This is a genomic window from Rhodococcus sp. SORGH_AS_0301 (assembly GCF_030818285.1).
Taxonomy (GTDB): domain Bacteria; phylum Actinomycetota; class Actinomycetes; order Mycobacteriales; family Mycobacteriaceae; genus Rhodococcoides.
On the sequence record NZ_JAUTAC010000002.1, the window covers coordinates 2555229 to 2574703 of the forward strand.

The following is a 19475-nucleotide window of genomic DNA, read 5'->3' on the forward strand; positions in this document are numbered from 1 at the left end:
CGCGCACGTCGACTGGGAAAAATGCGCGACGTGGGGCACTCTGTGAGACATGATCCGTCCACCCTTCGCCGCCCGCGTCGCGCTCGGAATCGCCGTGACCGTCGTCGAGGAGGCTCGGCGTCTCCCCACCACCGCCATCTCCCTGCCGATGACCGCCGTGAGCGAGGTCCTCCAGACCGCGATGCGTCTGCAACAGACCGTCACCGAGCTGGCCATCAAGGGTGACCAGGTGTTCTCCCTGATCGGCTCCCGCCCGGTCGAGACCGCGGAGTGGGCGACCTTCGACGACGACGCGGACGTCGCACCCGCGCGGTACACGCAGGTGCCGCTGTCCACCGAGCCCGAGCCGGTCGGTGACCCGGCCGGAGAGATCGACGTGCCGGAGCCCGGTGCGCCCGCAGGGCGGTTCGCCCTGTACTCGACCCCGCCGTCGGAGATCGAGACGACCGAACCCGTTCCGGCCCCGGCTCTCGCGACCGCGCCGACCGCGACTCCCGAGATCGTGGAGTACCTCGACTACGACGCCCTGACGCTGGCTCAGTTGCGTGCCCGTCTGCGGTCGCTGTCGGTCGAGGACCTCACGTCACTTCTCGAGTACGAGACGTCGGCCTCGGACCGCGCGCCGTACCGGACCATGCTCGAGAACCGCATCACCACCGCCCGAGCGAAGTGATTCTCGGACCACGATGACCACGGCCGCCACCAGCACCGCCGAGAACCCGCTCCCCGTCCGCACGGTCGCGACGAAGGTCGCCGGGTGGATCGATCGCCTCGGCAGCGTGTGGGTCGAGGGCCAGATCACGCAGATCTCGGTGCGTGCAGGAACGCGCACGGCGTTCCTGACGCTCCGCGACCCGTCCGCCGACATGTCGCTGTCGGTGACGTGCTCACCGATGCTCATCCAGAACTCTCCCGTGCCGTTGACCGAGGGCGCTCGCGTCATCCTCTACGGCAAGCTCAGTTTCTTCACCGGTCGCGGCACACTGTCGTTGCGCGCCACGGAGATTCGAGCGGTGGGAGTCGGCGAGCTGCTCGCCCGCATCGAGCGCCTGCGCGGTCTTCTCGCGGCCGAGGGACTCTTCGATCCGCGACTCAAGCGGCCGCTGCCCTTCCTGCCCCGCGTCGTCGGGCTCGTCACCGCACGCGCCAGTGCTGCCGAACGGGACGTGCTCAGCGTCGCGGAACGGCGGTGGCCGGCGGTGCGCTTCGAGGTACGCAACACTCCCGTGCAGGGCCCGTCGGCGGTGCCCGGCATCCTGCGCGCGCTGGCCGAGCTGGACGAGGACCCCACGGTCGACGTGGTGATACTCGCCCGTGGCGGCGGCAGTGTCGAGGATCTGCTGCCGTTCTCCGACGAGGCGCTCTGCCGCGCGATCTCCCGTGCGACGACGCCCATAGTGAGCGCCATCGGACACGAACCGGACAGTCCGCTCAGCGATCACGTGGCGGATCTTCGTGCGGCCACCCCCACCGATGCCGCCAAGCTCGTCGTGCCCGACGCCGTGGCCGAACGGGAACTGGTCGCCGAGCTGCGGAGCCGCAGCGCCGCAGCGCTCCGCAGTTGGGTGCAGCGCGAGGCGCGCGCACTGGACGCCCTGCGGCACCGGCCCGTGCTGGCCGATCCCCTCTCCGCGGTCGCCCGCCGCGAGGAGGAGATCGCCGAGATGCGCCGCGTCGTCCGCCGCGACGTGGAGCGCGCGGTGTCGCGAGAGGCGACGACGGTGGAGCACATGCGCGCGCGTCTGACCACGCTCGGACCGGCGGCGACTCTGGCGAGGGGCTACTCGGTGGTGCAGCGCATGGTCCCCGGATCCGACCCCGAGGTGCTCCGGTCGGTCGACGACGCCGCGCCGGGTACGCAGCTCCGGGTCCGCGTCGCGGACGGCGTGGTCACGGCCGTCACGATGGGTCGCAGTTCCGCCACCTGACTCGTCCGCTGTCGGACTCTCGAGGCAGCATGGGGAATCATGAACGAGACACCGATCGCCGAGCTGGGCTACGAGGACGCGCGCGACGAGTTGGTCGACGTGGTCAAGCTGCTCGAGCAGGGCGGCCTGGATCTCGATGCCTCACTGGCGCTGTGGGAGCGCGGCGAAGCACTGGCGACGCACTGCGAGCAGCACCTGGCCGGCGCGCGCACGCGCATCGAGAAGGCGCTGGCCCGCGACGAGGAGTGAGCGAGCGCGTCAGCGCTTGTCGAGTACCGGAGCCGTCGCCGTGGCGGATGCCAGCGCGACGAACTCCTCCTGCGACCCGGAACCGGTGAGCATCGCGCGGGTGTCGCCGAGATCGGCCACCCAGTACGGTTCCGTGTCGTCGTTGCCGTAGACCACCCAGTTCAGCCCGGCGATGGCCTCCGCGCCGCCGGCGGACACCCGTGATCCCTCGGTCTTCGAGCGGACCAGCTCGTCCTCGGAGGCGTCGCTCTGGGTGAGCGAGAGGAAATTGCCGTTCTCGGTGACGAAGCCGACGGTGCTGGACTGGAACTCCGAGCCCGAGACAGGGCCACGGTTCGCCGAGTTCGGAATCCACTGATCGGGCACGTCGGGACTGCGCACCGGGAAGGTCAGCGCATTCGCGTCCGCCTGCAGGGACGCCCCCAGATCGATGCGAGGAACCTCACCCGCCTCGGGGCCGCCCACACGCAACGAACACTGACCGGCGATGGCCGCGATCACCAGGCATGCGAGAAGAAGCGGGATCAGGGACCAGGCCATGTCCTTGTTGTTCTGCAGGTACCTGGGTTTCTTGTCGGCCACCTCTCCAGTATCGCACCGAGCGCGCGGGGGCTCGCCATCCGCGCAGCTCCGCGCTTCCCCCGGCAGGCCGGGGCCGTGCGACTAGTGCGACAATCACGCCGAGTCTTTTTCGCCCGAGTCGATGTTCATTCCGTGCGGACGACGCCCGTCAGTCGGGCTGCGAACCGCGCCATGTGCAAGGAGGCACAGCCCCATGACGGCCAACACCGACGTTCCCACGCAAATGGCGCCGGATCGAAACCTCGCGCTCGAACTCGTCCGCGTCACCGAGGCCGGGGCGCTCGCGTCCGGACGTTGGGTCGGCCGCGGCGACAAGGAGGGTGGCGACGGCGCTGCCGTGGACGCCATGCGCCAGCTGGTGAGCTCGGTGTCGATGCGCGGCGTCGTGGTCATCGGAGAGGGCGAGAAGGACGAGGCGCCCATGCTCTACAACGGCGAGCAGGTGGGCAACGGCAACGGTCCCGAGGTCGACTTCGCCGTCGATCCCGTCGACGGCACGACGCTGATGGCCAAGGGCATGCCCAACGCGATCTCCGTGCTCGCGGTGGCCGAGCGCGGTGCGATGTTCGATCCGTCGGCCGTGTTCTACATGGAGAAGATCGCCGTCGGCCCCGACTACGCCGATGCCATCGACATCACCGCTCCGGTCGCCGAGAACATCGCCCGGATCGCGAAGATCAAGAAGGGGTCGTCCTCGGACGTCACCGTGTGTGTGCTCGACCGTCCCCGCCACACCGAGCTGATGCAGCAGATCCGCGACACCGGTGCCCGCATCCGGTTGATCTCGGACGGTGACGTCGCCGGCGCCATCGCGGCCGCCCGCCCCGATTCGGGCACCGACATCCTGATCGGCACCGGCGGCACGCCCGAGGGCATCATCGCCGCGGCGGCCATGCGCTGCATGGGGGGAGCACTGCAGGGCCGGCTCGCCCCGACGGACGACGACGAGCGCCAGAAGGCCGTCGACGCAGGCCACGATCTCGATCGCATCCTGAACACCAACGACCTGGTCGCCGGGGAGAACGTCTTCTTCACCGCGACCGGCGTCACCGACGGCGATCTGCTGCGCGGAGTGCGCTACTCCGGCGGCGGTGCCCACACGCAGTCCATCGTCATGCGCTCCAAGTCGGGCACCGTGCGGATGATCGACGCGTACCACCAGCTGAACAAACTGCGGGAGTATTCGTCCGTGGACTTCGACGGGGACACCTCCGGCGCCGTCCCGTCCTTCTGACGCGCACTCCGACTTCCCGACCCATCTACCGAGGCACGAGGTACATGACAGACAACGATCAGCAGTTCCGCATCGAGCACGACACGATGGGAGAAGTTCGCGTACCCGTCGACGCGCTGTGGCGTGCGCAGACACAGCGCGCCGTCGAGAACTTCCCCATCTCGGGCCGCCCCCTCGAGCGCACCCAGATCCGCGCGATGGGGCTGCTCAAGGCCGCATGTGCACAGGTCAACAAAGACCTGGGTCTGCTCGATGCGGACAAGGCCGACGCCATCATCGCGGCGGCCGGCGAGATCGCGGACGGCAAACACGACGATCAGTTCCCCATCGACGTGTTCCAGACCGGCTCGGGCACCAGCTCCAACATGAACGCGAACGAGGTCATCGCGAGCATCGCGAAGAACGCGGGCGTCGAGGTGCATCCCAACGACCACGTCAACATGTCGCAGTCGTCCAACGACACGTTCCCCACCGCGACGCACGTCGCCGCGACCGAGGCCGCGGTCACCAGCCTGATCCCGGCCCTCGAGTACCTGCACACCGCTCTGGCGGCCAAGGCGACCGAGTGGAAGACCGTCGTGAAGTCGGGCCGCACCCACCTCATGGACGCGGTGCCCGTCACGCTCGGCCAGGAGTTCGGCGGCTACGCACGTCAGATCGAGGCCGGCATCGAGCGCGTGCAGTCCACGCTCCCCCGCCTCGGCGAACTCCCCATCGGCGGCACCGCCGTCGGCACGGGTCTCAACGCCCCCGACGGCTTCGGCCCGAAGGTCGTGACCGAGCTGGTGAAGTCGACCGGTGTCGACGCCCTCACCGCGGCGAAGAACTCGTTCGAGGCCCAGGCGGCTCGTGACGGTCTGGTCGAGGCGTCGGGCGCGCTGCGCACCATCGCCGTCTCGTTGACCAAGATCGCCAACGACATCCGCTGGATGGGGTCGGGCCCGCTCACCGGTCTCGGCGAGATCCGGCTCCCCGACCTGCAGCCCGGCAGCTCGATCATGCCCGGTAAGGTCAACCCGGTTCTCCCCGAGGCGGCCACCCAGGTGGCGGCGCAGATCGTCGGCAACGACGCGGCGATCGCATGGGGCGGCGCAGCCGGAGCCTTCGAACTCAACGTCTACATCCCCATGATGGCGCGCAACCTGCTCGAGTCGTTCACGTTGCTCGCCAACGTCTCCCGCCTGTTCGCCGACAAGTGTGTCGACGGCCTCGTCGCCAACGAGGAGCACCTCAAGCAGCTCGCCGAGTCGTCGCCGTCCATCGTGACACCTCTCAACAGTGCGATCGGCTACGAGGAAGCTGCGGCCGTCGCCAAGCAGGCCTTGAAGGACAAGAAGACCATTCGCGAGGTCGTCCTCGAGCGTGGACTCGTCCCCGAGAAGTTGTCGGAAGAAGAACTCGACAAGCGCCTCGACGTCCTGGCGATGGCCAAGGTCCAGGACTGACCCAGCACTCCCCGCCCCGCATCACGGCGAAACGCTGTGGTGCGGGGCGATCAGGAGGAGTGTGACGTGTCATGACACGAACTGCAGTGGCACTCCTCGGCGGCGCCGCCGCGATCGGCGCGGCGCTGGCCGCCCCCGCACTGGCGTCCGCCGGACCCGTTCCCGACGGCGTCTACGTCGGCACCACGCCCGACGGCGCTCCCGTCCCGCTGTGGGACGGCAAGACCATCACCGGCGACACGACGGTCAACCGACTTCTCGGCGTGAACGCGATCCCGGGCGACGTCTACCGCGCCCCGAGCATCGCGACCGGGGCCGACGTGGTCCACGTCGACTACTCGCGCCTGTCCCCCGCCTTCGGAGCCGTCTTCCACGACGAGATGACGCGCGACGCCGTGAACCCGAACCGTTGGAACGGCACCGTGTACTTCGTCGGTGCCGGTCAGCCGGTGGTGGTGGGCGGGTTCGCGATCACGCGCTGATCAGGACGCGGCAGTGGCGAGTGCGCTCTCGAGCTCCGCGCGGGCCGCGAGGCCGTCCTCGCCGAGGCCGTCGAGGGTGAACACGTTCCACGCCTCGAGCAGTGGCTTGATCACCTCTTCGGTCTCGATGGTGCGGTCGTAGAGCCCGATGCCGGCGAGCAGTTCGGCGCTGCCGCCGCGGCCGGGGAGATCGACGGTGGGGACCGAGAAAGACGCGACGGTGTCGGCGATGGCGCGGACGGCGCCGTCGGCATCGACGCGGATCGCGGCGGAGACCAGGTCGGTGAAGAGCGTGGTCTGCAGCTCGTCGTCCTCGGCAATGCGGTCGAGGATGCTCGACAGGAGAGCGTCCTGCGACGACGCGGAGGCGCGACGGTGGCGCACGGCCGCTGCGCGCTCGTCGAGGGCGAACTTGGCGAGGATGTGCAGCACGTGCAGAGACGGTGCGGAGTAGCCGGTGGTCATGTGCTCGATGCGCACACGCTCGAGATCCACCGGGTCGACCGCGCGAGTTGTCATGAGGTAGTTGCGCAGCACGATGGCGTGCCGGTTCTCCTCCGCGGTCCACCGGCCGATCAGCTTCCACCAGACGTCGCTGCTCCGGAGAGCGAACGCCAGGTCGCGGTGGTACTCGGGCAGGTTGTCGGCGACCAGCACGCTGACGGTGGCACCGACGACCTCGGCGTCACCGAGCGTCACCTGCTCCGGAGACCAGTCCTCGCCGCCGAGGAACGCGAAGTTGCGACCCGAGTCCCACGGGACGTAGTCGTGGGGCTGCCAGTCCCGAGCAGCGTCGATGTGCTTCTGCAGCAGGTGCGCGGCATCGGCTTCGAGCTCGCTCAACAGGTCCTGGTCACTCTTCGGCATCACAGCAGCATAACGGCCGTAGGTGTCCACTCCGAACCTTCGGACCGCGCGACGCGGATTCCGGTGATCTCCCTGACAAAGAGGTCGGTGATAGTTCGGCGTCACACCGCGCCGGGCGGTCCGTGCCGCCCGGCGCGAACGGTGACTCAGGCCGGCCCGAACTCCTCGAGCATCTCGGTGACCAGTGCGGCGATGGGCGAGCGCTCCGAACGGGTCAGTGTGATGTGGGCGAAGAGAGGGTGCCCCTTCAACTTCTCGATCACGGCGGCGACACCGTCGTGGCGTCCGACCCGCAGGTTGTCGCGCTGTGCCACGTCGTGCGTGAGCACCACGCGTGATCCCGTGCCGAGCCGCGAGAGCACCGTCAGCAGGACGTTGCGTTCCAGCGACTGCGCCTCGTCCACGATGACGAACGAGTCGTGCAGCGACCGTCCGCGGATGTGCGTGAGCGGCAGCACCTCGAGCATGCCGCGTGCGGTGACCTCCTCGATGACCTCCGGACTCGCGAGACCGTCGAGCGTGTCGAACACCGCCTGCGCCCACGGGCCCATCTTGTCGCTCTCGCTGCCGGGGAGGTAGCCGAGCTCCTGGCCGCCGACCGCGTACAGCGGCCGGAACACGACGACCTTGCGATGGGTCCGTCGTTCGAGCACCGCGTCGAGGCCCGCGGTGAGCGCGAGCGCGGACTTGCCGGTGCCGGCCTTCCCGCCGAGCGAGACGATGCCGATGCTCTCGTCGAGCAGCAGATCCAGGGCGACGCGCTGCTCGGCGGACCGGCCGTGCAGGCCGAACGCCTCACGCTCGCCGCGCACCAGCTGCACCTGCTTGTTCGCCGTCACCCGACCCAATGCGCTGGACGTGCCGCCGAGCAGTCGAACACCGGTGTGGCACGGCAACTCTCGCGCTTCGTCGATGTCGGCGAATCCCTCGGCGAACAGGCCGTCGATGGTCGCGCGCGACGCCTCGATCTCGGCCATGCCCGTCCATCCCGACGGGACGACGTCGTGAGCGTGGTACTCGTCGGCCGGCAGACCCACCGCACCGGCCTTGACGCGCAGCGGGATGTCCTTGCTGACCAGCACCACGTCCTTGCCCTCGGCGGCGAGGTTCAGTGCGCACGCGAGGATCCGCGAGTCGTTGGAGTCGGTCCGGAAGCCGACGGGAAGAACAGCGGGGTCGGTGTGATTGAGCTCGACCTGCAGGGTGCCGTTCTCGGTGCCGATGGGCACGGGCTGATCGAGGCGCCCGTGGCGGATCCGCAGGTCGTCGAGCATCCGCAACGACTCGCGCGCGAACCACCCCAGTTCGTGATGATGCCGCTTGCCCTCGAGCTCGCTGATGACGACGAGTGGAAGGACGATCGCGTGCTCGGCGAACCGAGTCACGGCCCAGGGGTCCGAGAGCAGAACCGAGGTGTCCAGCACGTAGGTGCGGACGGAAGAACCGGAGCGAGCTGCAGTCACGTGGGGCTCCTAAGGACGCGCGGTCACCGCGCATCCGTCGATCGCTGGACCGGTCGATCCCGACACCGCAGGGACCGGGGCCGGCCCCTCCCGACCGAATGACTCAGTCATGTGTGAGGACCTCCCGTACGGACGGCTTCCCCGCCACCCGCACTGCTGACGCTAGACCGGATCGGGGGCGCAGGCTCGGCGACACGTGGGGACGTGTGGGTGAAGTCTGCGTTACACGCCCGTGCGCCTTTCGCGCATCCAGGAGTACGCAAAAGGCGCACGGGGCCGAAGGCCACGGTGTTAACTTCGGCCGATGCAGAACGCGCAGGAAATGCAGCAGCTCAGGGGAACCTACGGCACCGTCGCCTACCGTTCCTGGCCGTCCACCACGCCGGGATTCGTCGCGCTGCTCGCGCACGGATACGGCGAACACTCGGGTCGCTACGGCCACCTGGCGTCGACCCTGACGTCGGCCGGAGCGGCGGTGTATGCCCCCGACCATCACGGTCACGGGCAGTCCGACGGGACGCCCGCCGAGATCACGGACGTGGACGGCATCGTCGCCGATCTGCACTCGATCGCGGACATCGCCCGCGGCGAGCACCCCGATCTACCGGTGATGCTGCTGGGCCACTCGATGGGCGGTCTCATCGCCACGCGCTACGCGCAGACCCACCCCGGCGAGCTGGCGGCACTCGTGCTGTCCGGTCCGCTGGTCGGGCAGAACCCGGCCTTCTCGATGCTGCTGTCGATGGACGAGATCCCCGAGATCCCGATCGACCCGTCCGTGCTGTCCCGCGACCCCGAGGTCGGCGCCGCGTACCAGGCGGACCCGCTGGTCTTCCACGGCCCCTTCGCGCGCGTCACCCTCGAGACCTTCACGGCCGCGGTGGAGACGGTGTCGTCCTCCGGCACTCTCGGCGACCAGCCGACGTTGTGGCTGCACGGCGGCGACGATCAGCTGGTGCCGCTGGAGCCGACGACCGAGGCGATGCGCTCACTGCGCGGCCCGTCGTTCGAGGAGAAGGTCTACCCCGGTGCGCGGCACGAGATCCTGAACGAGACCAACCGCAGCGAGGTCGAGTCGGACATCCTCGACTTCCTGGGCCGCGCCGGCCTGCCGCTCACTCGCGACTGAGGTCGCGGGCGATCGACGAGTAGAGGCCGGGGCGGCGGTCCACCAGGTAGGGGTTGTCTCGATGGGCCGCCGCCACGACCTCGGTGTCCACCGTGCCGAGAATCAGGCCGGTCTCGTCGTCGAGCCGGTCGATCACCTCTGCGTCGGGGCCGACGATGCTGCTACGGCCGACGTAGGTGGTGGCGCGCTCGGTTCCGACGTGGTTGACGTACGCGACGTAGAGCTGGTTCTCCCATGCGCGGGTGCGGATGACGACGTCGGCCACGAACGTGAACGGCACCATCTGCGCGGTGGGAACGAGCAGGGCGTGCGCGCCCGCGAGGGCCGCGGCTCGGACGTTCTCGGGGAACTCGACGTCGTAACAGATCATCAGACCGAGCCGCACCCCGCGGAAGTCGACGACCGTCACCGAGTCGAGCCCGGGCGAGTACCACTCCCGGTCGAGCTCACCGTAGAGGTGCGACTTGCGGTGCTGCGCAATCACACTGCCGTCCGCATCGACGAGTGCGACCGTGTTGTACACCGCTCCCGCCTCGGTCTCCGGCAGACCCACGAGCAGCGCGATGCCGCGGCGGCGCGCCAGTGCGCACACCTCGGAGAGAAGGTCCCGTGACGTCAGGTCACCGAGGCGATCGCCGATGTCGTACCCGGTCACGAACATCTCCGGCGTGACCAGGAGGTCGGCTCCGCGCGCCAGAGCCGCCCCCGCGGCTCCGTCGAGTTCCGCGAGGTTGGCGTCGACGTCACCGGGTGACCCCGCCGTCTGCAGACCCGCCACGGTGAGCCGCATGTCGGATCAGCCCAGCAGTCCCCAGCCCTCGAGTCCCTCGTACAGCGGGAAGTCGTGGGCGAGCGTGCTGACGCGACCACGCAGGTCGTCGGTGGCCTCGCCGGTGGCGAGCGCCGTCGCGATGATGTCGGCGACCTCGGTGAACTCGGCCTCGCCGAACCCACGGGTCGCGAGCGCCGCGGTACCGATACGCAGACCGGAGGTGACCATCGGCGGGCGCGGATCGAACGGCACCGCGTTGCGGTTCACGGTGATGCCGACCTCGTGCAGCAGATCCTCGGCCTGCTGGCCGTCGAGCTGCGAGTTGCGCAGGTCCACCAGCGCGAGGTGGACGTCGGTTCCGCCCGTCAGCACCGAGACACCCTTGTCGGAGACGTCGGCGCCGGTCAGCCGCTCCGCGAGCAGCGACGCACCGAGCAGGGTGCGTTCCTGACGCTCCCGGAACTCGGGAGTGCCGGCGATCTTGAAGGCGACGGCCTTGGCCGCGATCGCGTGCATGAGCGGACCGCCCTGCTGGCCGGGGAACACCGCGGAGTTGAGCTTCTTCGCCCACTCCTTCTTGGCGAGGATGATGCCCGAGCGGGGCCCACCGAGGGTCTTGTGGACGGTGGAGGACACGACGTCCGCGTAGGGCACCGGCGACGGGTGCACACCGGCGGCGACGAGCCCGGCGAAGTGCGCCATGTCGACCCACAGAAGCGCACCGACCTCGTCGGCGATGGAGCGGAACGCGGCGAAGTCCTGGTGCCGCGGGTAGGCCGACCATCCGGCGATGAGCACCTGTGGGCGTGCGTGCAGCGCCTGCTTGCGCACCTCGTCCATGTCGATGCGGTGGTCTTCCTTGCTCACACCGTAGGACTCGACCTCGTAGAGCTTGCCCGAGAAGTTCAGCTTCATGCCGTGCGTCAGGTGGCCGCCGTGCGCCAGGTCCAGACCCATGATCTTGTCGCCCGGGTTGATCAGAGCCATGAGAACGGCGGCGTTGGCCTGGGCGCCCGCGTGCGGCTGCACGTTGGCGAACTCGGCACCGAACAGCTCCTTCGCCCTGGTCCGAGCCAGATCTTCGACGATGTCGACGTGCTCACACCCGCCGTAGTACCGACGACCGGGGTAACCCTCGGCGTACTTGTTGGTGAGGACGCTGCCCTGCGCCTGGAGCACCGCGCGGGGAACGAAGTTCTCCGACGCGATCATCTCCAGGGTGTCGCGCTGGCGTCCCAGCTCGCCGGCCATCGCCGCGGCGACCTCGGGATCCACCTCGGCGAGGGAGGCGGTGTCGATGTTGGTGGCAGAGACGGGCGCAGCAGTCATGCCGCCGAGTCTAATGCCCGTGATCAGCGCAGTTGAGACGGGATGAGGGGTTCGTCGAGCAGCCGCTCGAAGCGGTCGGCTCGGCCGTCCGCCGAGTCGGCCCGGTGCAGCCACGAGTGCAGCAGGCGATACCCCTCGACATAGGTGCTGGTGTAGGCACGCCAGAGCGGTGAGGACAGGAATCGCAGCATCTGACGGGCGCGTTCCGGTGTCGCGAGCGACCACTGCACCAGGAACGCGGCCACGTCGTCCTCGCTGCGGTGCTCGTCGTGCATCAGCAGCGCGGCGTCCTGACGGACCCCCAGCAGCTTCGCCGACGCGGTCTGCAGCGCCTCGGCGCGTTCCCCGTCGAATCGCAGGCCGAGGTCGGCGTAGACCTCCTGCGCCCACACTCCCCAGCCCGGCCCGACGATCGACTCGAGCGCCAGGTCCGCGAGGCCCTCGGCCATCAGGCACTGCGGAGTGTTGACGACGAAGAGCGTCTGCTCCGCCTGCCCGGCACCGCGCACGAGCCCGGCCTCCTTGCGGCAGTGCTCGGTGTGGTGGCCCGGGTACGACTCGTGTGCGATGAGATGGGGCAGATGCGCCATGTGCTGCTTGAGGTCCGAGTTGATCGCGACGGTGGACCGGTAGTCGCCCAGGTAGTAGTTGAACCCGGACCACGGCTTGTCGCCCACCACCTCGTAGGTGACCTTCTCGGTGTCGGGCAGCGGGTATCGGCCGCGCACCTTGTCGCGCAACGCACTGGAGAACGCCTCGACGCACTCGGCGAGCCGCTCGGGCGGGATCTCGTCGGCCACGCGGTGAGCGCGCACCCGCTCCCCCAGTGGCCCCGCCCCGGCCAGCACCTCGTCCATCAGGCGATGTGCCTCGCGGTAGTCGTCGGTGTCGCCCGGTGCGATCGCGACGTCGAAGTAGTCGTGCACCTCGTCGACGAATCCGATCTCGTCACCGGCCAATTTCCGTGCCGACGTCTCGAGCGCGCGCAGGTGGACGTCGAGGAACGCGGCGCGGTCCTCGGAGAGCCCCGACGAGGGCAGTTCGGTCCGCAGTTCCGCCGCCCGCCGCGCCAGCGCGCGGGGTTCGGGCGGGGGCGCGTTCTCGACCTGGCGTCGCAGAGCGGGGTCGCCGGTGTAGGCGTCGACGAACCCCTCCTCGAGGCGATCGAAGGACAACCCCAGCACGAGGTAGTCGTGGACGAGAGTGTCGGCGTGCATGACGCTCGACTCTAGTCACGCACCACCCGGCTGTCGGTTCGCCGGAGCCACCCAGCACAATTCAGTCATGGAGGCAGCGTGTCCCGAGTGAGCGAGTCGAGTCCGTACGTCGAATTCGACCGTCGACAGTGGCGCACTCTCCGGAACGCGACACCCCTGGTCCTGACCGAGGACGAGCTCACCGGCCTGCGCGGCCTGGGCGAACAGATCGACCTCGACGAGGTCGCGGAGGTCTACCTCCCCCTCGCTCGACTCATCCATCTCCAGGTGGCCGCCCGCCAACGCCTGTTCGCGGCGACGGCCACGTTCCTCGGGGAGAAGACGCCGGACCGCCAGGTCCCCTTCGTCATCGGCATCGCCGGCAGCGTCGCCGTCGGCAAGTCCACGACCGCGCGCGTGCTGCAGGCACTGCTGGCGCGATGGGAGCACCACCCGCGCGTGGACCTGGTGACGACGGACGGGTTCCTCTACTCGTCGGCCGAGCTGGTGCGTCGAGGAATCATGCACCGCAAGGGTTTTCCCGAGAGCTACGACCGGCGCAAGCTTCTGCGCTTCGTCACCGAGGTGAAATCCGGCGCCGAATCCGCACGCGCACCCGTGTACTCGCACGTCTCGTACGACATCGTGCCGGGCAAGTACACCGAGGTGCGACAGCCGGACATCCTCGTCATCGAGGGACTCAACGTCCTGCAGACCGGTCCGCGCCTCATGGTCTCGGACCTCTTCGACTTCTCCATCTACGTCGACGCCCGCATCGAGGACATCGAGAAGTGGTACGTCGACCGCTTTCTCGCCCTGCGCTCCACGTCGTTCGCCGACCCGGCCTCGCACTTCCACCACTACTCGGGACTGTCCGACGAGCACGCCAGGATCGCGGCCGCGGACATCTGGCAGTCGATCAACCGGCCCAACCTGGTGGAGAACATCCTGCCGACGCGCCCCCGCGCCACCCTGGTGCTGCGCAAGGACGCCGACCACACCATCAACCGGCTGCGCCTGCGCAAATTGTGACGGCCGGCCTCCGGCCTGCCCGGCTCCGGCTCAGGTACCGAATCTCCGGTGCCGCGCGGCGAAGTCGCGCAGCGCGCGCAGGAAGTCGACGCGGCGGAACTCGGGCCAGTAGGCCTCGGTGAACCAGATCTCCGAGTACGCGCTCTGCCACAGCAGGAACCCGGACAACCGCTGCTCCCCCGACGTGCGGATCACCAGATCCGGATCCGGCTGGCCCGACGTGTAGAGGTGCGAGTCGATGCCCTCGACGGTGACCGAGCGGAGCAACTCCTCCCCGTCGGCACCGTCGGACAGCCGTTCCGCGATGAGCGACTGCACGGCGTCGGCGATCTCCTGACGGCCGCCGTACCCGACCGCGACGTTGACGTGCGTTCCCGAGCGGCCGGCCGTACCGGCGGCGGCCTCCTTGAGGCGGCGGGCGGATTCGGCGGGAAGCAGATCCATCGTGCCGACGATCTTCACGGACCAGTTCTTTCCCGGTCCGCTGATCTCCTCGACGACGTCGGTGATGATCTCGAGCAGCGAGTCGAGCTCGTCCGGTGACCGGCGCAGGTTCTCGGTGGACAACAGGTAGATGGTGGCCATCTCGACGCCGGCCATGTCACACCACGTGAGCAGCTCCGCGATCTTGAGCGCGCCCATCCGGTGCCCGTGGCTGACGTCGGTGAAGCCGTTCTCCCGAGCCCAGCGACGGTTGCCGTCGCACATCACGGCGACGTGCCGAGGGTGCTGAGCGCCCTCGAGCTGACGCAGCAGGCGCCTCTCGTAGAGCGTGTACAGCAGACCGCGAGCCTTCACCCAGCTCCCCACTTCGACAGAATTGTTCAGCAGGTGATCACCCTACGCCCGCAGTACGACGCGATCGGCGTGACCGACTCGTCACCGCGCCGCATGATGGTTCCGTGGCGTACGGGGTACCCGGCTCCGACCGCACACGAGAGAACAGGAGCAGTCATGACTGTTGTCCGGGACACCACGGCGAGCGTCGAAGCCGTGTGGAACGTGCTCTCCGACGGGTGGAGCTACGCGACGTGGGTGGTGGGCGCCTCGCGCATCCGCGCCGTCGACCCCGAGTTCCCCGCGCCCGGCTCGCGGATCCACCATTCGGTCGGGCTGTGGCCCGCCGTGCTGAACGACGAGACGCGGGTACTGAGCATGACGGAGGGACACGAGGTGACACTCGAAGCGCGCGGGATGCCGGCAGGCAAGGCGACGATCGTCCTGCGCCTGACGCCGCGAGGCTCGGGGTGCCGGATCGAGATGATCGAGCACGCTCGGACCCTTCCGTTCTCGCTCGTTCCCGAGTCGGTCCAGCACGCACTCGTGTATCCCCGCAACACCGAGGCGACACGGCGACTCGCGCTGCTGGCCGAGCGTTCCGCGGTTCCCCGATGACGACCACGACGGTGGACGCCGTCGTGATCGGAGCGGGCCACAACGGACTCGTCGCGGCGTCCGTGCTCGCCGACGCAGGATGGGACGTCGTCGTCCTGGAATCCGCCCCGGTGCCCGGCGGCGCGGTCCGCAGCGCCGAGCTCACCCCGGGATACGTGAGCGACCTGTTCAGTGCCTTCTATCCCCTCGGTGCGTCGTCCCCGGCGTTCACGGCGCTCGAGCTCGACCGCCACGGACTCCGCTGGACCCACTCACCCGTCGTCTTCGGTCACCCGCGCTCGCCCGACGACGAGGACGCCCCGGTGGTCCACCACGATCCCGAGGACACCGCCGCCATGCTGGCGGAGCACGATCCGCGCGACGGCGAGGCGTGGATGTACGTGGTGGACCAGTGGAACCGGATCCGCGATCCTCTGCTGCACTCGCTGTTCGGCAGCTCCTTCCCGCCTGTCAAGGGTGCCGCGACGCTCTTCCGGCGCCTCGGGACCGCGGAGACACTGCGGTTCCTGCGCTTCGCAGTACTCCCGGCCCGGGCGATGGCGCACGAGTTGTTCCACAGCGAGGCGGCGCGATGCCTGCTGCTCGGCAACGCCATGCATGCCGACGTCCCCACCGACGCACCCGCGAGCGGCATCATGGGCTACCTGCTGACGATGCTCGCGCAGGATGTCGGCTACCCCGTCCCGGTCGGCGGTGCGCAGGAGCTGACCAGCGCGCTCGTGCGCCGTGCCGAGAGCGCCGGGGCGCGGGTCGTCTGCGGAACCGAGGTGACCTCGATCGACGTCTCCGGCGGTGTCGCCCGCGGCGTGCGGACGGCAGGCGGCGACACGTACGTCGCACGGCGAGCCGTCGTCGCAGACGTGTCCGCTCCCGCGCTGTACGGCTCGCTGTTGCCGCGGGACGCGGTTCCCGCCCGGGTGCACAGCGATCTCGAGAAGTTCGAGTGGGACACCCCGGTGGTGAAGATCAACTACGCGCTCGACTCCCCGATCCCGTGGCGCTCGAAGAGTCTGAACGAGGCGGGCACGGTGCACGTCGGCGCAGACGACGACGGTCTGGTGCGATGGAACGCCGACCTGGTGACAGGCCGCATCCCGGAGCGGCCGTTCATGCTGTTCGGTCAGATGACGACCGCGGACGCCACCCGCTCCCCGGCCGGGACGGAGAGCGCATGGGCGTACACACACCTCCCCCGCGGTGTGACGGACGACGCCTCGGGCGACCTGCTCGCCGAGCGGGTCGACACCGTCCTCGAGGAGTACGCGCCCGGGTTCGCGGCGTCGATCGTCGGCAAGCACGTCCAGCGGCCGGGCGACCTGACAGCGGACGACGCCAACCTGTTCGGTGGCGCGGTGAACGGCGGAACGTCGCAACTGCAGCAGCAGTTGGTGTTCCGGCCCGTTCCCGGACTCGGACGTACGGAGACTCCCGTCGGTCGGTTGTTCCTCGGGAGCGCGTCCGCCCATCCGGGCGGCGGCGTGCACGGGGCACCGGGACTGGCTGCGGCGAGGGCCGCGTTGGCGAGCGACGGTGTGCGCGGATGGGTTCACCGCAAGACGATCAGTGCCCTGATGGATCTGACACTCGGTGACCGCTAGTTCGGCCACGGTCGGAGCGCGAACCTACGGTACCGTAGGTTCGTGACTGTCTTCGGGCTCGACGAACTGCCGGTGAAGCCGCGCATGCGCGGATGGATCCACCTGTACGCCTTCGGGGTGTCGGTGGTCTGCGGGATCGTGCTCGTGGTGCTCGCCTACTCGGCGGTGTCCGTCCGGGCCGGTCTCGCGATCACTGTCTACGCCGTCGCGACGTGCGGTCTCTTCGGAGTGAGCGCGACATACCACCGCGTTCACTGGCAGACCGTTCGCAGCCGGACGTGGATGAAGCGCGCCGATCACTCGATGATCTTCCTGTTCATCGCCGGCAGTTACACGCCGTTCGCGGTGCTCGGGCTGCCGAGCCGCACCGGCACCATCGTGCTGATCGTGGTGTGGGCCGGTGCGCTGGCCGGAGTGACGCTGAAGATGCTGTGGCCCACGGCCCCTCGCTGGCTGGGCGTGCCCCTGTATCTCGTGCTGGGCTGGGCCATCGTGCCGGTCGCGGGCGAACTCACCCATCGTGTGGGCGTCGGACCGATGGCACTGCTGGTGGCGGGCGGCGTGTTCTACAGCATCGGCGCGATTCTCTACGCAACGAAGTGGCCCAACCCGTGGCCCACCACGTTCGGCCATCACGAGTTCTTCCACGCCGCGACGGTCGTCGCCGCGGTGTGCCACTACGTCGCTGTGTGGCTGGTGCTCTTCACCTGATCCGGCGTCACCGGACCAGGAGTGCGGTCAGGTCCTCGGGGTCGGTGACCGGTCGGTCGCACACGAAGCCGTGACACACGTACGCGGCCGACTCGCCGCTCACCAGCGGGCGATCCGCGAGCAGCGGGACCGAGTCGGGCGGACCCGCGACCACCACCGTGCCGCCGGCGGCAACGCGGCGGGCGGTGCGTACGAGGTCGTCGTCGACCGACTCCGTGGCGATCGCCACCTGCACCGGTCCCGCCACCGCGGCTTCCGCGACGGTCAACCAGTGGCCGGCTGAACGGGGTGCCCGCTCGAGCAAGATCGACGCTCGCGCAAGCGACCTGTCCGCCGCCGCACCGAAGCGCGAGGAGTTCTCGCTGGACGCGGCCACCGTCAGCAGAGCCTCGGTGATCAGTGCCGCTCCGGACGGGGTCGCGTTGTCGAGTGGATCGCGAGGCCGGGTCACGAGCGTCTCCGCGTCGTCGGCGGTGTCGAACCAGCTGCCCGGCTGCTCAGGATCGGCGAAGTGGTCGAGCGCGACGTCGAGTACCTCCTCCGCCGCCGTCAGCCAGCGTGCCTCCCCGGTCGCCTGGTGCAGCGCGGCGAGAGCGACGGCGAGTGCGCCGTGATCCTCCGCGATAGCCGCCGCATCGCCCACGACACCGCCCAGGGACGCACGCCGTAGTCGGCCGTCGACGCGGTGCAGGTCCAGGATGCGGTCCGCGCAGCGTACTGCCGCATCGACCCAGTTCCGGTACCCCAGCGCGGCGCCGCCCTCGGCCAGCGCCGTGATCGCGAAGCCGTTCCAGGCGGTCACCACCTTGTCGTCGCGCCCCGGCTGAGGACGCGTGGCACGCGACGCGGCCAGTGCTGCGCGCATGCGTGCGAAACGCTCGGGGTCCGTCGGTTCGGCCCGCAGCTGCAACACGGACGCCCCCTCCTCGAACGTGCCCGTGTCGGTCACCCCGAACACCTGTGCGGCCCGAGCCCCGTCCTCGTCGCCCAGCACCTCGACCAGCTGCGCGGGTGTCCACGCGTAGGTCAGACCCTCCACCCCGTCGGTGTCGGCGTCCAGGGCGGAGGCGAAGCACCCGTCGTCCGTGCCGAGATCGCGCAGGAGGAAGTCGGCGGTGTCGACGGCCACACGATGAGCGAACGCATCGCCGCGGCGCGCCAGGTGAGCGTAGAAGCGCAGCAGCAACGCGTTGTCGTAGAGCATCTTCTCGAAGTGCGGCACCACCCAGTCCGCATCGACGGAGTACCGAGCGAAACCGCCCCCGAGCTGGTCGTACATCCCGCCGCGGGCCATGGCGTCGGCGGTACGGCCCACCGCAGCGCGGGCAGGCTCCGACCCGGTGCGCTCGACGTGGCGGAGCAGCCCCTCCACGAGAGACGACGGTGGGAACTTCGGTGCTCCGCCGAAGCCGCCGCGCGGCACGTCCTCGTCCGCCAGAACGCGCGCCACCGCCTCGTCGAGCAGGGCGGCGTCGACGACTCGGTCGCCCTCCGGAATGCCCGCGGCGGTCCTGCGCAGTTCGGCGACCACCGAGGCCGACGCCTGCTGCACCTCGTCACGACGGGTGCGCCACGTCTCGGAGATGGCCTCGAGCAGCTGCGTGAACGACGGCATCCCCTGCCGAGGTGTGGGCGGGAAGTAGGTGCCGCAGTAGAACGGTTCCGCGTCGGGGGTGAGGAACGCCGTCATCGGCCAACCGCCCTGACCCGTCATCGCGACCGTCGCGTTCATGTAGACGGCGTCGATGTCTGGACGTTCCTCGCGATCGACCTTGATGCACACGAAGTTCGCGTTCATGATCTCCGCGATGGCGTCGTTCTCGAACGACTCGTGTGCCATCACGTGACACCAGTGACACGCCGAGTAGCCCACCGACAGCAGGACCGGGACGTCTCGTTCGCGAGCCCACGCCAGGGCGTCGTCACCCCACTGCTGCCAGTGCACGGGATTGTCGGCGTGCTGACGCAGGTAGGGGCTCGTCGAGTCGGACAGGGTGTTGCGCTCACGGGTGGCCACCCCTGCAGTGTCCCCCGTGACACCCGGCGCAATCACCGCTCGGGTC

At 69.3% G+C, this 19475-nt stretch carries 19 protein-coding genes; 11 read left to right on the top strand and 8 right to left on the bottom strand.

Going from position 1 to position 19475, the window contains the following annotated elements:
• Positions 1-49 precede the first annotated feature (49 nt).
• From QE397_RS12565 to QE397_RS12575, 3 genes are read left to right on the top strand one after another with little or no spacing between them, the layout of a single operon-like run.
• A complete protein-coding gene (locus QE397_RS12565) occupies positions 50-673 on the top strand; it encodes a lipid droplet-associated protein (RefSeq protein WP_027503920.1) in 624 nt (207 codons plus the stop codon).
• 13 nt (positions 674-686) lie between these two features.
• Positions 687-1928 carry an exodeoxyribonuclease VII large subunit gene (gene xseA, locus QE397_RS12570; protein WP_056447374.1) on the top strand — a complete coding sequence of 414 codons (1242 nt, stop codon included), beginning with the start codon at positions 687-689 and terminating at the stop codon, positions 1926-1928.
• A gap of 39 nt (positions 1929-1967) precedes the next feature.
• The gene (locus QE397_RS12575) at positions 1968-2177 is read left to right on the top strand and encodes an exodeoxyribonuclease VII small subunit (protein WP_027503922.1); all 210 of its coding nucleotides are present in this window, start codon (positions 1968-1970) and stop codon (positions 2175-2177) included.
• A gap of 9 nt (positions 2178-2186) precedes the next feature.
• Here the strand turns inward: QE397_RS12575 and QE397_RS12580 are convergent, their stop codons facing one another.
• Complete coding sequence (locus QE397_RS12580) at positions 2187-2759, bottom strand: DUF4245 domain-containing protein (protein WP_027503923.1); 573 nt, start codon at positions 2757-2759, stop codon at positions 2187-2189.
• A 193-nt stretch (positions 2760-2952) separates the two neighbouring features.
• Between QE397_RS12580 and glpX the strand changes: the two genes are divergently transcribed.
• The 3 genes from glpX to QE397_RS12595 all read left to right on the top strand — a co-directional run bounded on the left by glpX (position 2953) and on the right by QE397_RS12595 (position 5920).
• A complete protein-coding gene (glpX, locus tag QE397_RS12585; RefSeq protein WP_027503924.1) occupies positions 2953-3993 on the top strand; it encodes a class II fructose-bisphosphatase in 1041 nt (346 codons plus the stop codon).
• A 44-nt stretch (positions 3994-4037) separates the two neighbouring features.
• Entirely contained in the window at positions 4038-5438 is a 1401-nt protein-coding gene (locus QE397_RS12590) for a class II fumarate hydratase (RefSeq protein ID WP_027503925.1), read from the top strand.
• Between the two features lie 71 nt (positions 5439-5509).
• Positions 5510-5920 (top strand): hypothetical protein, encoded by a 411-nt coding sequence (locus QE397_RS12595; RefSeq protein ID WP_222646074.1) that lies wholly within the window; start codon positions 5510-5512, stop codon positions 5918-5920.
• On the opposite strand, the gene QE397_RS12600 is transcribed toward QE397_RS12595, so the two are convergent.
• Complete coding sequence (locus tag QE397_RS12600; RefSeq protein WP_027503927.1) at positions 5921-6787, bottom strand: acyl-ACP desaturase; 867 nt, start codon at positions 6785-6787, stop codon at positions 5921-5923.
• Positions 6788-6933: 146 nt separating this feature from the next.
• The gene (locus QE397_RS12605) at positions 6934-8250 is read right to left on the bottom strand and encodes a PhoH family protein (protein ID WP_027503928.1); all 1317 of its coding nucleotides are present in this window, start codon (positions 8248-8250) and stop codon (positions 6934-6936) included.
• A 304-nt stretch (positions 8251-8554) separates the two neighbouring features.
• Between QE397_RS12605 and QE397_RS12610 the strand changes: the two genes are divergently transcribed.
• Entirely contained in the window at positions 8555-9379 is an 825-nt protein-coding gene (locus tag QE397_RS12610; protein WP_307095084.1) for an alpha/beta hydrolase, read from the top strand.
• Here QE397_RS12610 and QE397_RS12615 read toward each other — a convergent pair.
• Genes QE397_RS12615 through QE397_RS12625 form a run of 3 tightly spaced genes read right to left on the bottom strand, consistent with a single transcriptional unit; the run spans position 9366 to position 12697 of the window.
• Positions 9366-10169: a carbon-nitrogen hydrolase family protein gene (locus tag QE397_RS12615; RefSeq protein WP_307095086.1), complete on the bottom strand. Its 804-nt coding sequence runs from the start codon at positions 10167-10169 to the stop codon at positions 9366-9368. The two genes, QE397_RS12610 and QE397_RS12615, sit on opposite strands and share 14 nt — an antisense overlap.
• 6 nt (positions 10170-10175) lie before the next feature.
• Positions 10176-11480, bottom strand: a complete 1305-nt coding sequence (gene glyA / locus QE397_RS12620; RefSeq protein ID WP_027503931.1) for a serine hydroxymethyltransferase — start codon at positions 11478-11480, stop codon at positions 10176-10178.
• A gap of 23 nt (positions 11481-11503) precedes the next feature.
• Complete coding sequence (locus tag QE397_RS12625; RefSeq protein WP_307095088.1) at positions 11504-12697, bottom strand: DUF885 domain-containing protein; 1194 nt, start codon at positions 12695-12697, stop codon at positions 11504-11506.
• A 78-nt stretch (positions 12698-12775) separates the two neighbouring features.
• Here QE397_RS12625 and coaA point away from each other — a divergent pair, with 78 nt between their 5' ends.
• Positions 12776-13708 carry a type I pantothenate kinase gene (coaA, locus tag QE397_RS12630; RefSeq protein WP_027503933.1) on the top strand — a complete coding sequence of 311 codons (933 nt, stop codon included), beginning with the start codon at positions 12776-12778 and terminating at the stop codon, positions 13706-13708.
• A 30-nt stretch (positions 13709-13738) separates the two neighbouring features.
• Here coaA and QE397_RS12635 read toward each other — a convergent pair whose 3' ends face one another.
• Entirely contained in the window at positions 13739-14506 is a 768-nt protein-coding gene (locus QE397_RS12635; RefSeq protein ID WP_204866693.1) for an isoprenyl transferase, read from the bottom strand.
• 156 nt (positions 14507-14662) lie between these two features.
• Between QE397_RS12635 and QE397_RS12640 the strand changes: the two genes are divergently transcribed.
• From QE397_RS12640 to QE397_RS12650, 3 genes are read left to right on the top strand one after another with little or no spacing between them, the layout of a single operon-like run.
• Positions 14663-15103, top strand: a complete 441-nt coding sequence (locus tag QE397_RS12640) for an SRPBCC family protein (protein ID WP_222627450.1) — start codon at positions 14663-14665, stop codon at positions 15101-15103.
• Positions 15100-16701 (top strand): NAD(P)/FAD-dependent oxidoreductase, encoded by a 1602-nt coding sequence (locus QE397_RS12645; protein WP_222650242.1) that lies wholly within the window; start codon positions 15100-15102, stop codon positions 16699-16701. Before QE397_RS12640 ends, QE397_RS12645 begins: the two co-directional genes overlap by 4 nt.
• Before the next feature lie 42 nt (positions 16702-16743).
• Positions 16744-17412: a hemolysin III family protein gene (locus tag QE397_RS12650; protein ID WP_222627455.1), complete on the top strand. Its 669-nt coding sequence runs from the start codon at positions 16744-16746 to the stop codon at positions 17410-17412.
• A gap of 7 nt (positions 17413-17419) precedes the next feature.
• Here QE397_RS12650 and QE397_RS12655 read toward each other — a convergent pair whose 3' ends face one another.
• Positions 17420-19429: a thioredoxin domain-containing protein gene (locus QE397_RS12655; protein ID WP_307095094.1), complete on the bottom strand. Its 2010-nt coding sequence runs from the start codon at positions 19427-19429 to the stop codon at positions 17420-17422.
• Between the last annotated feature and the right edge of the window lie 46 nt (positions 19430-19475).